Here is a 16,183-nt window from a genome sequence, read left to right as displayed (position 1 = left end):
TACCAGCTTTTGAGCCACTCTGCTGTCTGTTGAAGCTGGGTTGTTTTGCCCGCTCCTTCAACTCCTTCAAATACGATCAATTTACCACTCATGTTCGGACAAGATTTAGCTGGATATTTACTACAAATTAGTAAACTAATCTGGTACGATGTCAAGAGAATTTAAGCTAATTAAACCTTACTCTGTAAAAATTACTTCTTATGTCTCGTTATGTATGTCATTTTTTAGTCACTACTTCATCCGAGCACATGCGATCGGTACTGAAAAAAATGTTGGAGATGTGCCGATTAGAGCTGATTTATGAAGTTACCGATTATCTAAATGCACGAGAAATTCCCGGTCGAGTTGCCTTCGCGCGGTTAGCGACTGTTGAAGTCTTAGTTGACGCGACTAATGCAACTCCAGAAGCTGTCAAGCTCACCTTGGTCGTCAAGAATGAAGAGTTACCGCTCAATAGTAACAATCATTGTCGCCAAATGTTCGATCTCCTGCGATCGGCGATCGCTCGCAATCCTCATTGGCATCAAATTCCCACTCTTCAGTCGAATGGCTCTGCATCTGTTAAAACGATGACAGGGTTGCCAACCGTCGGGTTCGAGCCAACACCTACAACAGATACGCTCCAAGCAACGATGAATTAATGAAATTGTGCAACTAATCTGGAGTGGAAAATGAAATAATCTGCATTGACACTACGGACTCGATCCAAAATTACCCCGATTTTCCTGACTTTTTATTTAGCTGCGATCGACTGCGATCGTCCCAGGCTTGAAAAATGAGGCGATTCCGTTTACAGTGAGCGAGGACATAGATCTTTACTCATACAGGAAAATTATCTCATGGCTCTGGCTGTAGGCACAAAAGCTCCTGACTTTAACGTCAAAGACACTAACGGGAATACTGTCAATCTAGCTGGGTTGGCTGGTAAAAAAGTCGTGATGTACTTTTATCCCAAAGATGACACCCCAGGATGCACGAAACAAGCTTGTAGTTTTCGCGATAATTACGCGGTTTACCAAGATAAAGGCGTTGTGGTGTTAGGCGTAAGTAAAGATGATGAATCTGCTCACCAAGCTTTTACCAAAAAATTCGATCTGCCTTTCCCCCTGTTAGCCGATATCAAAGGTGACCTGATTAAGGCTTACGATGTCGATGGCGGCGGCTATGCCAAACGCGTGACTTATGCGATCGATGAAACTGGTAATATCGTTCACGTCGATAGTAGCGTTAAAACTGATACTCATGCTAATGACGTATTAGCAGCTTTGGGCTATTAATATCTCAACTCGATTGTCAAATAATTATGCTAATTGTTTGGCAATCGGCGATCGTTACTGAGATCGAGCTAGTTCGATCTCGATCGAGATTTCTAACGGTACTCATACTTGACGATCGATGTCTTGACTGTCTCTGGCGCGATCGAATTGATGCTATCCGTCGAAATTTCGTGAGCGAACGATTTAGATTTTCCTGGCTCGATATCGATATTAATCGGAATAATTGCTTGTTTGATTGAGATATCTTTGGCAACGAACTTTGCCACAATGTAGTAAACATAGTGGACTTGTTTGCTTTGATTTTCAATCGTTCCACTAACAGTTAGCAGGGAATTATCCGAACTATTACGCTTCACAACAATTCCTTGCAATTTGAGGTTTTTGTCGATCTCTAAGTTAGCGGTCGCATTGGCTGAATCCCTAGCTAATACTTGGGGTTGGGAAGGGACAGATCGATCCAATGGAGCGGCTTTAACTGCTGGTAAAGCTAACGATAAAGAGCGAGCTGAAGACGGGACATTTAGCAAGTTCCAGATCCCGCTCATAACGATGATAACAGACAAATATTGACTGAATTTCATACAACGTATGGTGTTGAGAGATGTGTGTCTTAGCATACTGAATATCTTAATCTGTTTAGTTTAGCGATTGGATAGATTTGGGACAGCTTCCGCATATTGGCTGGAGTTCGATCTTGACAAAAGTCTTAGAGCTAGATGATTAAAATCGATCGAAATCTAGTGCTCACCGCGTTATCTTATATGTACCCATTTAGACAGAAAGAATTACGATCGCTACCTAAAATTAGATTAAAATCGAATAGTGCGACTCGACCTTCACAAAGCGACATCAATTGCTGTCGATCGCCGATCGCGCTCGATTTCTAACTTGTAAAGATATTGTGGAGAAAATTGGATCCATCGACAAAGGTGGGTAACAATAGAAGATTGAGGAATTAATTGCCGAGGAAGTTTATTGATGCAGCCGATTCGTACATTCAACGTTTCTCCTTCCCTACCAGCCTCCCTCGAACCCCTACGGCAGCTTGCCTATAATCTGTATTGGGACTGGAATACGGAGATCAAGGAATTATTTAAAAGACTCGATCGCGACTTGTGGGAAGCCACTCGTCACAATCCAGTTGCACTGCTAGCTAGGGTCAGTCAATCGCGCTTACAAGAAGTAGCGGCTGACGATGGCTTTTTAGCCCACATGGAACGGGCATTGGGAGAACTCAATGCTTACATGCACGATCGCAGTTGGTACAAGCACAAACGCGCTGATAGAGTCGGTAAAGAGTGTTTTGCTTACTTCTGCGCCGAATTTGGATTGGTAGACTGTTTGCCAATTTATTCGGGTGGTTTAGGTGTTTTAGCAGGAGATCATCTTAAATCTGCTAGTGACTTGGGTTTACCCTTAGTTGCAGTTGGATTGCTCTATCAAAAAGGCTACTTCGCACAATACCTCAATGCCGAAGGTTGGCAACAGGAGCGTTACCCAGTTAACGACTTCCACAACATTCCCGTGCAGTTAGAGCGCAAGCCCGACGGCACCGAGTTGCGAGTAGCTGTAGAATACCCCGGACGGATGGTATATGCCCGCGTGTGGCGCGTCCAAGTTGGTGTCGTACCCCTCTATTTACTCGATACCAATATCGAGCCAAATAGTGCCTACGACCAAGACATTACAGATGCCCTCTATGGTGGCGATCTCGATACCCGGATCCATCAAGAAATCATGCTGGGAATCGGTGGCTTCCGCGCCCTCGAAGCATTAGGTCACAAACCGAGCGTCTATCACATGAATGAAGGACACTCAGGCTTCCTGATTCTCGAACACATGCGGGTGCTAATGCAGCGCGATAAATTATCCTTTGTCGAAGCCAAGCAAGTCGCACAATCGACCCAGATTTTTACCACGCATACGCCAGTTAGTGCGGGTTTCGATTTATTCCCACCCGACAAGACCATGTACTATGTCGGACATTATGCTGATGTGTATGGGCTGAATAAAGACGAATTCATGGGATTGGGGCGTGAAGATGCCACCGCCCTAGAATCGCCGTTCAGCATGGCAGCTCTGGCAATGAAAACGTCGAGCTTTGTCAACGGTGTGGCGAAACTACACGGGGTAGTCTCACGGGAGATGTTCCAAAACATGTGGAAAGATGTACCCATCGACGAAGTACCGATTACTTCGGTGACAAATGGCGTACACGCCCGCAGTTGCGTAGCTAAATCCGTACAGGAACTATACGATCGGTATTTAGGCCCCGAATGGTCGGAGAAATCGATCGAAGACCCGATCTGGCATAAAATGGATGCCATTCCCGATGAGGAACTGTGGCGCAATCACGAGCATAGTCGATCGGAAATGGTCGTCTACGTGCGCGATCGCATTGTCGGTCATCTGAAGGAACGCGGCGCGACTCTAGCCGAAATCAACCATGCTCAGGAGGCTTTAGATCCGAGCGTACTGACGATCGGATTTGCCAGAAGGTTTGCGACATACAAACGTGCGACATTATTCCTCCGCAATCTCGATCGGATTAAAGAGATTATGGTGGGTAATAAAGGACGCAAAGTTCAATTTGTGATTGCCGGAAAAGCTCACCCCAAAGATATTCCAGGGAAAGCACTAATCCGCGATATCGTCCACTTCACCCGTACCGAAGGGATGAACTCAGTGGTATTTGTGCCCGACTACGATATTTATGTATCGCGGGTGATGGTAGCAGGCTGCGACATCTGGCTGAACACCCCCCGTCGCCCTCACGAAGCCTCCGGTACCAGCGGCATGAAAGCCGCCATGAACGGCTTACCCAACCTGAGTATCCTCGATGGTTGGTGGGATGAAGCCGATTACGTCAAGACTGGTTGGCCGATCGGACATGGCGAGTTATACTCCGATGAAGCCTATCAAGACGAAGTAGAAGCAAACTCCTTCTACGATCTATTAGAACAAGAAATCGTCCCCTTATTCTACGATCGTGACAAAGAAGGTTTACCTCGTAAATGGGTAGCGAAGATGAAAGATGCCATCCGGCTCAATTGTCCGACCTTTAATACCGCCCGGATGCTGCGCGATTATGCCACGATCGGCTACTTCCCTGCCAGCGATCGCAACCACGTCGTCACCGACAATAGTTATCAGGCTGGTAAAGATCTCGCCCACTGGAAAGAAAAGATGCTCCAACATTGGGACGATCTCAAAATCCATACCGTCGATGTTTCCGCACCAGAAGATATTAACGTCAACCAGTCGATCGCGGTCAAGAGCCTGATTCAACTGGGCAGTTTGGAACCCCACGATGTTCAAGTCGAACTCTATAAAGGTGCGGTGGATACCAACGGCAAAATCACCGATGCAGACACCGCCGTAATGACCTACCAAGGACGAGATGGTGCTGGTAATAGTCTTTATACCAGTGAGATTGCTTACTCGGCTAGCGGCTTACAGGGCTTGTCTCTGCGCGTGTTGCCCCACAACGTTCATTTGAGCAATCCTTACGAATTAGGCTTGATTCGCTGGGCGTAGGCTCAATGACCGCCCGCGACTGAAGTGCGGGCTAGTGGTTCAAGTCTACTGAAGTGGACTGTTAGATTCTTCAGTCCACTTCAGTGGACTTTCTTGGTTAGCCTGGGGATAAATCCCCAGGTGATGATTGGCGTTAAGTAATTAAAATTTTTCATGTTAAAGCGCGATCGAAGTATACCCTCGATCGCGCTTTTAATGTCAATGTCGCCAGTTGCCAATAGTTTTGCAGATGCCATCGCCCGTAAAAACAAGTTCGGAACTTTCCACAATCTGCCCGCGTCAAACTAAATAACCAGGGAAAAATTCATCCCTGATGCTCAACCAAAATAAAATTTAGATTTGGAAGTGCCGCTCTGTAATAATAGACCGCACCAATGAGTTAGTTGAGCTAATCTACTTAAAATGGAACACTAAAAGTGAAAAAACAAATCGTTGCATTAGTTATGCTTTGCTCCTCAGTGGCGGCTCTCGGAATGGGCGCACCAGCTAGGGCAGAAATGGGCAAAAACTCGATCGGCCCATCCGTTCTAATTGGTAACGGCACCACGAATATCGGAGTTGATTCTAAGTTTGGCGTAAATGAAAGTCTCTCAATTCGCCCATATATCTACTTCCCCAGCGGTGGTACTCTCTTTGGTAGCTCGCTCACTTACGACTTTAACCTTACTAACACTGGTAACAAAGTGCAAATCACCCCTTATCTTGGTGGTTCTGTAGAAATTGCCAATGCTAATGGTGGTGGTAGTGCTACTACGGTTGGATTTGTAGGTGGTGCTGACTTTGATGTAACTGAAGCCATTCAGTTAAAAGCATCCTTAAATGTACCTTTAAGCAGCAACGGTCGCTCGACAGATGTCAGAGTCGGTGCTGGTTTCCGCTTCTAGGAATACTCCTGTAAGGATTAAGTTCGGGGTTTAATTTATCTGCGCCCACTCTAATCTAGAGTGGGTTTTTTATCGTCTTTGCTTTCCAGCCACAGATCGTATAAATCGGGACGTTTCGATTGAGTGCGATCGAGTTGTTGTTGGTGTCGCCACTGAGCAATTTTCTCATGATTGCCAGACATTAATACATCTGGAACGCACAAACCGCGAAATTCTGCTGGACGGGTATAGTGAGGGTAATCTAGCAATCCATCTTCAAAACTATCTGCTTTAAGAGATTCTACTTTACCGACAGTACCGGGGAGCAATCGGGTAATACCATTAATTAGCGTCAGTGCCGGAATCTCTCCACAAGTTAGCACGAAATCGCCTAACGAAATTTCGCGATCGACAATATGCATCACCCGCTCGTCGATGCCTTCATAATGACCGCATAATAATACCAACTGGTCGTAATTATCCCGCAACTCGGCAAATAAAGCTCGATCGATCTTTTCCCCTTGGGGACTCATTAACAATACCTGTCGCCGAGGCAAAACTGGTAAAGATTCCACCGCTGCAAAAATTGGCTCCGGCTTAATTACCATCCCCACACCACCCCCATAAGATTCATCATCTACCTTCCGATGACGGTCGATCGTAAAATCGCGCGGATTGGTAATATGTACCGAGGCAATTTGTTTGGCTAAAGCTTTACTGAGTAAGCCACAGCCCAACGGGGATGTAAAAAAGTCTGGAAATAAAGTAATAACATCAAAACGCATTGGAAATTCTCGATAGGACTGGCAACGCCATCGCTTTAAAGATGCAAAAAGATCGATCTTCGTGTGCCCATTTTAAATGAGATTCAACACTAAGATCGATCTTGAGGAATATCCACAGATTGATACAGACAAATACCGTGTTCGGTTAGCTAGCTATCAGCTCAGAATTAGAGTTTAGCTTTCTTGGACATTTTGCGTTTGAGACCGATTAAAGCCAAACCAGCTAAAGCAGTACCGAGGATATCCGCTGGTTCTGGTACGTCGGCAGTAGGCGAAGTCGAAGTAGGCTCGTTAGGATTACCTGTTGGTGTTTCATCGATTACAACAGCACCACCTCTGGCACTAAAGCGGGCGAAACCAGAAGCCTGACCTTGAGTGAACAGATTGGCAGAGAGGTTAGAACCACTTGCTAAAGCATTTGCTGTGAGAGCCAGACTCTGACTGATGTTCAGTTCTGGCGAACAAGAAATAGATGCTGCGCCATCTAGGAAAGCACCATTGACACCCGAACCGCAAAGCTGAAAGTTAGTACCAGCAGTACCCGAACCATTGGAATAACCAATAAAAGCAGATGTACCACCAAAGCCGTTAATACCGCCACTAGCACTGCCAGTTTCCCATTGAATCCGATCGTAGTTAAACTCAATATCAAAGTTACCAGCACCAGTATCAGCACGATCGATCAGTACCAACTGAAAATCGTTGATTTTATCAGTACGGGCAGGGTAGTAGCCAACGTTAACATAGTTAGCACCAAAAGCATTCCGACCATTTACAGTTCCTTGTCCGTAGGTAACCTCAGAAGATGCTGCACCTCTGGTATCTACATCAGCCAGAAACGCGGCAATAATTGGTAAATTGGTAGCTCCGTTGAGAGCAGTGGGCGTAAATTGTCCGGATGGAGCTGTAAAGGTAAAGTTACCGTTGTTATTTACATATACTTGGTTGTAAACACTGCGTCCAGTTGCTGCGTCACCAAAAAAGTTAGCAGTAAAACCAAGATCGACAGCACCAGAAGATAAATCGTCGTTACGAGCTAAAGTGTTGCTATTGAATCCAGATCTGAGATTGGTAGCTTCTGCTACTCCAGTCATCGCAGCACTGAGCAAAATAGCAGATAAGGCTGCTGTAGTAATTCGAGTTACGGGGTTTTTGATAGACATCTATTTAGAAATTCCTGAATACTAAGTTCGCGTGAAGTTTTCTCGCCATCGATTCCTGAGTACTATCGACCGCTTCGTCTGAACACTCAGGTACAACAACAATTATTGCCATTTCGGTCAGGGATTGAAAACAGTAATACCACTGATTTATGGGCTAGTGCGATCTCCAGTTGCCTGCATGTTACTGGTAATATTACCGATCTGTATTTCTAAAAAGAAACAAGGGTGTTCAGCAGCTCGACTGAAAACCCTCATGTGTATATGTTTGCTAAGATCGATCTACTAGGTAGCGATCGAGATGTCCGATCTCCAGAATATTTCGATAATTGAGCTATTCAATCCAGATTTGGAGGATTTTGCGATCGTTCTATTAATGCAACATTAATGTCGTCTAACTCGACAGCGTTGCTCAAGTGTAGTGTGCAATGTCCTCGAAATTTAGGGTAGGGGCAATTCATGAATTGCCCCTACCCTAAATTTTAGGTTTACCCCTAAAATAAATCATCCCTGAATTTATGCTGCCGTCAATCTGCTAGCGGCAAGCTGTGGCAACAAAATTTCTAGTTCTAAATCGGCGGCGGCAGCGGCTAATAAATCTAGATCTTGGAGATCGGGAAGATAGGGAATGCAACCAAGAACGGGCGTGCTGGTGAGCGATTGAATTAATTCAGCGGGGGCGAAATTGGCGATTTCGGCAGCGGTAAGCGGTTGGGGGCAATTGAGGACGATTCCCCGCAGATTTACGTTATATTGCCTTGCTAGCGCGACATTAGCGACAGCGGTGCCGATCGAGCCTAATTTGACTGGTACGACTAAAACTGTTGCCAGTCGCCAATCTCTAGCTAAATCGGCGACGACTAGCTCGTCGGTTATCGGCGTACCCAAACCGCCGATTCCTTCTACTAAGACAAAATCGGACTGTTGGCGCATCCGTTCGAGGGCTTGCCAAGCGACGGCAAGGTCGATAAATACATTCGTCTGAGTAGCGGCGATGGGGGGTGCGAGTGGTGGTTCTAGATAAATTGGGTTAATATCGGCGATCGATCGATCGAACAACTGACTGTAATATTCACGATCTCCCGTACCGCACTGAATTGGCTTGAGCAGCCCCCAATTTTGCTGGGGATGGTATTTCAGACCGTAAGCGATTAATGCAGCGGTCAAGACGGTTTTACCCGCCTCTGTGTCGGTACTAGTAATTAGAAGCATCTTTAGCTGTCGATTGTGGCAATTTGGGTCGTAACGTAAGTTGCTAGTTATAACCAAGGTTAAAGATTTGGGTATTAGGTATTAGGTATTAGCGATGGGATAAAATCTAACAGCTAACACCTATCCCACTAACAACTCATAACTAGCAATTTGGGTAGTAGTTTTACTCTGTATCGACGTTGGTATTCCCAGGCGATGGGCTGGCACCAGTCTTGGCAGCAGGTACGGGGATAGCAACCGATGGTTCTGGCTGCGGCGTTTTTTCAGAGCTATTATCTTCAGTAGCAGGACTGCTAGATGGTTTGGGTGTTGACTGTGTTGACTCAGTTTGACGAGTGCTGCGACGGGTGGGAGTAGTTGTTTCGGTCGAATTGACCCGATTGCGACGGCGACGGGTGGTGGAGGTGGTTTCGGTGGTTGAATCGACCCGATTGCGACGGCGACGGGTGGGTGTGGTGGTTTCGGCGGTCGATTCGACTACTGATTGACGTTCTCGGACTTGGGGACTGGGCGATACTTGGGTACGCCGTCTGCGTCTGCGGGTTGTGGGTGACGGTGAGACGCTCGGAGTGGGGCTAACCGTGCCGGAATTACTATTATTGGTGGGTGCTATTGGTACTGGGCTGGTGGTCGGAATGGGTGCGATGCCATTACCTTCGATCGGGACGGGAGTTGCGGTAGGATCGATTGTAGCCGTAGGAGACGGGGAGGGGGATGGGCTGGCACCAGGCGATGGTGTGGCGGTAACGGCGGGGACGGGTGACGGAGTGACAGTTATTTGAGTGACGCTGAGTTTATAAGGAAAGCTCGTACCGCTGAGTCCTTTAATCGGTCGTAATTCGATCGTGTAGTCGCCAGCTTCAGAAATTTGACCGCGCCAACCCACAACTCGATCGGCTCGATCGTCGATCGGTTTACCTGATGGGGCGTTAATTGTCATCAGTACTTGAGTTGCAGCGACTGGCGTTACTCCCGGCACTGAAATAGGCGGATTGGTAGATGTAGCTGTAGTACTCGGTGATGGGGTGGGACTAGATTTGATGGGATCGATCGGACTAGCGATCGATTTAGCCGGATCGACATTCGTGCTGGTGGCGGGAACGAGCTGAATATCCAGATTTTGACCTGCTTGGGCGGCGATTCGGTAGATAACTGGTGTATCGGGGGCAATCGTGCCTTCTTTGACGATCGATCGATCGAGTTCCGGTTGGATGGTATCGCTAGTTGCGTCAGTAGAGCTGGGACTGACACTATCGGTAGGAATGGTCGGATTGTTGAAATCGATCTGTTTTGGTGGAGTACTGGCGACAGGTTCTGGGGTTTGGCGGTGGAGTAATAAACTTACGCCAAACCACGAGCCAACCCCTGCTAAGAGGGCAATTAGCGCGCCGACGGGAATAAACACTTGTGGCTTTTCCCAGATCGATTTGCCATTGAGATTGGTAATTGCCGATCGACCTTCCTCCGGATCGCCAGATGCGGTTTTAGTACCGCCGATTGCCACAGTCGGTAGGGTAGATGGGCGATTGCTAGCAGCGGGGATCGGCTGCAATGGCTGACTTTCGCTGATTTCAATCGATTGGAGATCGCGCTCTACTTCTAGCGCAGATTGATAGCGATCCTCAGGTTCTAGACTCAACATCCGACCGAGAATTGTGGCAAATTCGTCACCGATGTGCGTCCATTTGCGCCAATCCCAATTCATTTGCTCGCCTACAAATAACGCACTGGGTTCTTTACCAGTTAATAGGACGATCGCCGTCACTGCTAGCGCGTATAAGTCGCTATGAGGATACACTTTACCGCTATAGAGTTGTTCTTTGGGTGCGTATCCCAGTTGTCCGTTGATGGAACTGCCGATCGGATGCGCCTGTAATTTATCGGCAAATTCTGAGAACACGCCAAAATCGCTGAGTACTGGCAATCGATCGCGATCGGCACAAATTATTTGTGCCGGAGAAATTTGCCGATGGATCGTCCCTTTACTGTGGATGTAGCCCAGCGTGGGTAAAATCTGCAATAACAATTGCCAGACTTCGGTTTCACTAAATGCCCGATCGAGATCGCGTCGATCTTCGAGCATCTGGGCATAGGTTTTACCTGTAACGTAGTCGAGCACTACGAAAATGCGATCGCGTTCTTCAAATGTTCCCCAAAATTTGACGAGTTGGGGATGCTGAAGCTGATGCAGCGGTGCGATTTCGCGCTTGAAAAATTCTTGGGCACGGGCTAAGGCATCGCTAGATTGGGTGGTAGGAATAATTTCCTCGATCGTACAATCAGCATCGTTCCGACCGCTATCGGTTGCGAGATATCTCCGCCCCAAACTCCCATCTTCAAGCAGATTGAGGATGCGGTAACGTTGTTGCAAAAGGGTATCTGGGGCAATTGGTAGCATACGATGTACTCGCTCAAAATTATGGCGATCGAAACTATGACTTAATCTTGAAGCTATAAATTAAAAGATGTTTGGGGCGATCTGTTAGTTCCGATGGCATCGATCGCACCTTACTAATTTATCCTACTATCTTTTCTCGACTACTCGAACCCGATCGATAGTTTTCTCCGATTTACCTCAACATCTTGTCCCCCAGTCTCCTAACTTCCAACTCCCAGCTATTTTTTTTGCCGTCGTCGTTGGATAATTAGCTCGATTCCATTTTTGTCAAGATAGGGATCGAGAGATTTGAGTGCCTGTGCTGGGAAAGCCGAATTACTAATATATTCTACAGTGCGATCGTTTTTGGTAATTGTCACTTTCCAAGGAACATTACCCACTGATTGGGATTGAGAACTAAAAGTTACTTGCTGACGCGCGATTTGGAGTTGAATTGTTATCGATGGATAGTCATCACCGCGATCGATGCGCGGTTGGTAAGTCCCTGTCTGGAGGGGCGTTTTGGCTAAAGTTGCTAAAAATTTGGCACTCGTCGCTGCTGGAATATTTATTTTAGTAGTTTTCTGTTGATGAATTCCAGCGGCACCATAACCACCAACGGCAATATGAGCGTTACCTACTAACTTTTGCTTGTCTAGGCGCAATTTATAACGCCGTAAAACTGGTGTGATGTCCGAGTGGCCATTCCAGTCATTCTGGATTTCGACTTTATCGGCTTGTAAAACTGTCGCGAGATTGGGTAACGGCGAGAGTGGTTGGCTTTGTGCCACACGTTCGATCGGCGAACGATCGCAACTACTACATAAAAGTAGCAATAACAAAAGTGATAGTTTCTTGCACATAGACCACATTCAGTTATCGCCCGAATTGGGAAACAAAAAATATCTAGACTGTCGATATCTAGTCGCTGTATGGGGAGGCGTGGGAGGTGTGGTTGCGCGAAGCCGTTGGCGATAGCCTGCCGTAGGCACAACCAAACCTCCCACCCCCATTGCTCTATCTACGAGCGAGTGAATTAGATTACTGACGATCGTCTAATCTTCAGCAAAGATATAACGACGCAATTCGCTAGGATCTGGTTCGGGACTATTTTCCGCAAATTCGACAGCATCATCGATCGAATCCTGAACTTCCCGATCTAGTGCTGCTAGTTCGTCTTGAGTTACCAAACCTTCAGTCGTGAGATAATTTGCTAATTTCTTAATCGGATCGCGGGCGAACCAGAAATCTTTTTCTTCCTTAGGTCTGAGTTCGTCGGGATCTGCTAAGGAGTGCCCGCGAAAACGGTATGTAAGGGCTTCAATTAGCGTCGGGCCTTCTCCCGCACGAGCGCGAGCGACAGCCTCTTTAGCGACGCTGTAAACGGCTAATACGTCCATCCCATCAACTTGTACCCCGTGCATTCCAAAGGCAGCACCTTTAGTATAAATTTCGGGTACCGATGTCGCCCGTTCGTGAGACATCCCGATCGCCCACTTATTATTTTCGACGACATACAGCATCGGCAACTTCCATAACGCCGCCATGTTCAGGCACTCAAAAAACTGACCGTTATTAGCAGCTCCATCGCCAAAGAAACAAGCCGATACCAAATCCGAACTCGCCTCTCCCAGCGCATCGCGGCGATATTTACTAGCAAAAGCCGCTCCAGTTGCCACCGGAATGCCTTCAGCGACAAAAGCATAGCCGCCTAATAAGCCATGCTCTTTGGAAAACATGTGCATCGAGCCACCGCGCCCTTTGCTACAGCCTGTCTCTTTGCCAAATAACTCCGCCATCACTTCGCGCGCGGGTACGCCAGCACTCAGAGCGTGGACGTGATCGCGATAAGTACTAGAAACATAGTCCTGTCCGGGTCGCATTGCTTTAATGACCCCAGATGAAACTGCCTCTTGACCGTTGTACAGGTGGACAAAACCAAACATTTTGCCCCGATAATACATTTCTGCACATTTATCCTCAAAAAACCGACCGAGGATCGTGTCGCGGTATAACATCAAGCCTTCTGCTTTAGTGATTTCTCCCGACTTTGGCTCAAATGCGGGTAAAGTTCTCTCTTGAACCATTGGTTTGTTTTATCCACTCGTGTGCGATCGATATTGTCCCCTATTTCGGTAGTAGTGACTAGTCCCGTCCCCAAACTCACCGATTAAATTATTAAAGATCCCCAATCTAACACCCAGTCTCCCAGTCTCCCAGTCCTCCAACACAGCCACTACTATTTCCTAAAGTTATGATGTTGTGCTATGTTTATTCGTAAGTTTTTAAAACAGCAATATCAACTCGCGTTTGAAATAGCATAACCTTGTGTCCGAGTGTACGTTGCCAGATTAACTTCAAGTTCTCAAAGAGCAAGTCAATCATTAAATAGCTGGTAATTGTTAACTGTATCGTTTGTGGTGGATTAGGTGAACTGTGCGAATCCCGCTTGACTATTATCAGATTTTGGGCGTACCGGAGAGCGATCTATCGGGGCTAGAGCAAGCATATCAAGATCGCTTGCTGCAATTACCCCAACAAGAATATTCCGATGCGGCGATCGAGTCTCGTAAACGACTGATTAGCGTAGCTTATGAAGTATTGAGCGATCCCAGCCAACGCGATGAATATGCAGCTACTCAACAAGCATTAGTAGCCGAGCCACTGAGTGTCGCGGCTAATGACAATCGACCTGCTGGTACATTTTATCGTCGTCCGGAACTAGACATTGCGACAGAGCATTTTCTTGGCGGATTGCTCATATTGTTCGAGCTGGGCGAGTATGAAGAAATTAATAGTATCTGTATGCCCTACCTGGGCAATAATGGTCGCAGCAGCAATAGTGGTAGCCTACACCCACAACCGCCGATTTCCATATCTCCCAGTGGCAATTTAAGACCAGATCCAAATACCAAGAGCGATCCATTACCGCTCAATAAACTCAAACATACTGCTGCTGGCAGTTATATCATCCCGCTCAAGCCAGATATCGTGCTGGCAATGGTGTCATCTTTCTGGCAACTGGGCGAACGGGAATGGCGCGATGGGTGCTATGAAGAAGCCGTGATTCATTACGAAACCGCCAAGAAAATTTTAGTTCAAGAAGATTTGTTCCCCCAAATTCAAGGGGAGATCGATCGCAAGCTCGATCGGCTGCGACCTTATCGGATCTCATCTTCAATCTCATTATCGCTCGATCGGCACGACCTCCGCCGCCAAGGAATTCAGTTTTTAGAAGAATTATTGGAAAGTGCCTGCACGAATGAGGTTAAATGTCAAGAACGTTTTGCTCTCAATAGTGAAAGTACGATCGCCTTCGTTCACGAAAATCTCCCCTATCTCACGGCAGCCGAACAACGCAATCTATTCAGTCAGCTAGCTAGAGACTCCCATCAATTGGGGTCGAAGGCGTTAAATGTCATGCAATTAGCATGTACGTATCTCCACGTTCATGCCTTAATCGCTCAAGGATTTGCCTATCGCAATCCCCAGTCGATTTACACCGCCCAACAAATCATCCAGTATCGGCTCAGTCAGCGCATCGATGTCACACTCGAACAAGCGATCTGCGCGCTATTGCTAGGACAAATAGAAGAAGCCAATCAAATTCTGGCAACAGCCGCTGAATCAGCCCCACTAATTGTGATTCGCCAGCAGTCCCAGGGGGAACCCGACTTGCTCAGAGGGCTATTTTGGTACGTCGAATCGTGGCTCAAAGACGAAGCCTTTCCCTGTTTTCGGGATTTGGCAACCAGCGATTCTTCCCTCGATGCTTATTTTAACGATCGAGACGTTCAAGACTTTGCCGATCGAGTACCTGTCAACGACAGTCGCATGAACGGGTGGGCGACATCAACACCCAAGCTGATCGACGTACCTCCGTCGGGCGATCTGTCCGGTAGCGAACGGATCGCGGAGCTAGATACCGCAGATGCGATCGCCGAGCGATCGCTCATCGCTAAATCGGTGCGTCGAGATCGCACCCCAAATGCATCTTTACAGCCAACATTAGAGCAATGGGGAGGGACCAATAACATCACTCCCGCAGTGCGGGTAGAACAAACACCCCCACCAGAGCCACCACCAACCATTCCGGCTACCGCAGAGCAAGACAATACAAATGTAATTCATTTAGAGAGCGAACGCATCCGGCGGCGATCGATGCCTACCGCTAGAACGATCGACGGTCAATTCGAGCAAGCCGAAATTGAAGATCGTCGGCAGATGCCGCTCCCGATCGATGGGAGCAGTCAACTAGTCCCCGCCGTGAAAGCCGGACAATTAACCGCGAAACCCAGAGTCAGATCCCGCCGTACCCGTCGTTCGCCAAATATTCCCCGGATTTTACTAGTTGGCACGGGTGGTGCTACCTGCGTATGGGGCGCAGTGTGGTTGGCAACTACCGCAGTCGGCATCTTAACAAAATCCCCGACGCATACAGGATCGATTACCTCCGATCCGACTCCCCGCGTCCCCAAAAATCCTAATTTTACGAAACCGACTACCGCACCAGCCGCATCAGCTCCCACCGCCACCGCTAGCAAAACGCTGACTCCCGACATCGCCCAAGCCACGATCTCCAAATGGTTGAGTGCCAAAGCAGCATCTTTAAATCAAGAGCGTCAAGTCGATCGACTTAAAGAAATTTTAGCCGAACCAGCCTTATCTAAAGCAATCGATCGCGCGGACACAGCCAAGGCTGAAGGCATCTATTGGCAATACAAACATCAAAATCTGGGAATTATCGCGATCGATCGCCCTAATTCTACCGCCGATACAGCCACAGTCACCGCTAGAGTTCTTGAAGATGCTCAATTCTATCAAGGAGATCGCCTCAATCCCGGTCGATCGTATTCTAAACAACTAGTGGTTAAATACAACCTCATCCATCAAGAAAATGGCTGGTATATTAAATACATGGGCGTAGTTAAATAATCCAAGTTGCGAGTAGGGGCAATTCATGAATTGCCCC

12 protein-coding genes and 1 pseudogene are annotated in these 16,183 nt (G+C 47.3%); 5 read left to right on the top strand and 8 right to left on the bottom strand.

Annotated elements, in window-relative coordinates; translation table 11 throughout:
- Positions 1-92 (bottom strand): annotated as a pseudogene (locus tag RMO79_RS24485) (dTMP kinase); the annotation flags it as partial.
- Positions 93-200: 108 nt separating this feature from the next.
- On the opposite strand from RMO79_RS24485, the gene RMO79_RS08175 reads away from it, so the two are divergent.
- Together RMO79_RS08175 and RMO79_RS08170 are read left to right on the top strand one after the other, a co-directional pair.
- The gene (locus RMO79_RS08175; protein ID WP_310482622.1) at positions 201-641 is read left to right on the top strand and encodes a hypothetical protein; all 441 of its coding nucleotides are present in this window, start codon (positions 201-203) and stop codon (positions 639-641) included.
- 198 nt (positions 642-839) lie between these two features.
- A complete protein-coding gene (locus RMO79_RS08170) occupies positions 840-1,277 on the top strand; it encodes a peroxiredoxin (RefSeq protein ID WP_310482621.1) in 438 nt (145 codons plus the stop codon).
- A gap of 92 nt (positions 1,278-1,369) precedes the next feature.
- Here the strand turns inward: RMO79_RS08170 and RMO79_RS08165 are convergent, their stop codons facing one another.
- Entirely contained in the window at positions 1,370-1,858 is a 489-nt protein-coding gene (locus RMO79_RS08165) for a hypothetical protein (RefSeq protein ID WP_310482620.1), read from the bottom strand.
- Between the two features lie 397 nt (positions 1,859-2,255).
- Between RMO79_RS08165 and glgP the strand changes: the two genes are divergently transcribed.
- On the top strand, positions 2,256-4,814 hold the full coding sequence (gene glgP, locus RMO79_RS08160; RefSeq protein WP_310482619.1) for an alpha-glucan family phosphorylase: 2,559 nt from the start codon (positions 2,256-2,258) through the stop codon (positions 4,812-4,814).
- Between the two features lie 416 nt (positions 4,815-5,230).
- Entirely contained in the window at positions 5,231-5,698 is a 468-nt protein-coding gene (locus RMO79_RS08155) for a hypothetical protein (RefSeq protein WP_310482618.1), read from the top strand.
- Positions 5,699-5,748: 50 nt separating this feature from the next.
- Here the strand turns inward: RMO79_RS08155 and trmD are convergent, their stop codons facing one another.
- From trmD to pdhA, 6 genes are all read right to left on the bottom strand, one after another.
- The gene (trmD, locus tag RMO79_RS08150) at positions 5,749-6,462 is read right to left on the bottom strand and encodes a tRNA (guanosine(37)-N1)-methyltransferase TrmD (protein WP_310482617.1); all 714 of its coding nucleotides are present in this window, start codon (positions 6,460-6,462) and stop codon (positions 5,749-5,751) included.
- 167 nt (positions 6,463-6,629) lie between these two features.
- Complete coding sequence (locus RMO79_RS08145; RefSeq protein WP_310482616.1) at positions 6,630-7,625, bottom strand: nidogen-like domain-containing protein; 996 nt, start codon at positions 7,623-7,625, stop codon at positions 6,630-6,632.
- Between the two features lie 513 nt (positions 7,626-8,138).
- A complete protein-coding gene (gene bioD / locus RMO79_RS08140) occupies positions 8,139-8,834 on the bottom strand; it encodes a dethiobiotin synthase (protein ID WP_310482615.1) in 696 nt (231 codons plus the stop codon).
- Positions 8,835-8,997: 163 nt separating this feature from the next.
- Positions 8,998-11,232 (bottom strand): serine/threonine-protein kinase, encoded by a 2,235-nt coding sequence (locus RMO79_RS08135; protein WP_310482614.1) that lies wholly within the window; start codon positions 11,230-11,232, stop codon positions 8,998-9,000.
- 218 nt (positions 11,233-11,450) lie between these two features.
- The gene (locus tag RMO79_RS08130) at positions 11,451-12,053 is read right to left on the bottom strand and encodes a hypothetical protein (RefSeq protein WP_310482613.1); all 603 of its coding nucleotides are present in this window, start codon (positions 12,051-12,053) and stop codon (positions 11,451-11,453) included.
- Between the two features lie 213 nt (positions 12,054-12,266).
- A complete protein-coding gene (pdhA, locus tag RMO79_RS08125; protein ID WP_310482612.1) occupies positions 12,267-13,298 on the bottom strand; it encodes a pyruvate dehydrogenase (acetyl-transferring) E1 component subunit alpha in 1,032 nt (343 codons plus the stop codon).
- A gap of 349 nt (positions 13,299-13,647) precedes the next feature.
- Here pdhA and RMO79_RS08120 point away from each other — a divergent pair, with 349 nt between their 5' ends.
- Positions 13,648-16,146, top strand: coding sequence for an IMS domain-containing protein (locus RMO79_RS08120; RefSeq protein ID WP_310482611.1), 2,499 nt, complete (start codon positions 13,648-13,650; stop codon positions 16,144-16,146).
- The last annotated feature ends 37 nt before the right edge of the window (positions 16,147-16,183 follow it).

The organism is Chamaesiphon sp. VAR_48_metabat_403 (assembly GCF_031422475.1).
Classification (GTDB): domain Bacteria; phylum Cyanobacteriota; class Cyanobacteriia; order Cyanobacteriales; family Chamaesiphonaceae; genus Chamaesiphon.
This window is presented reverse-complemented; position numbering and strand designations above follow the sequence as displayed.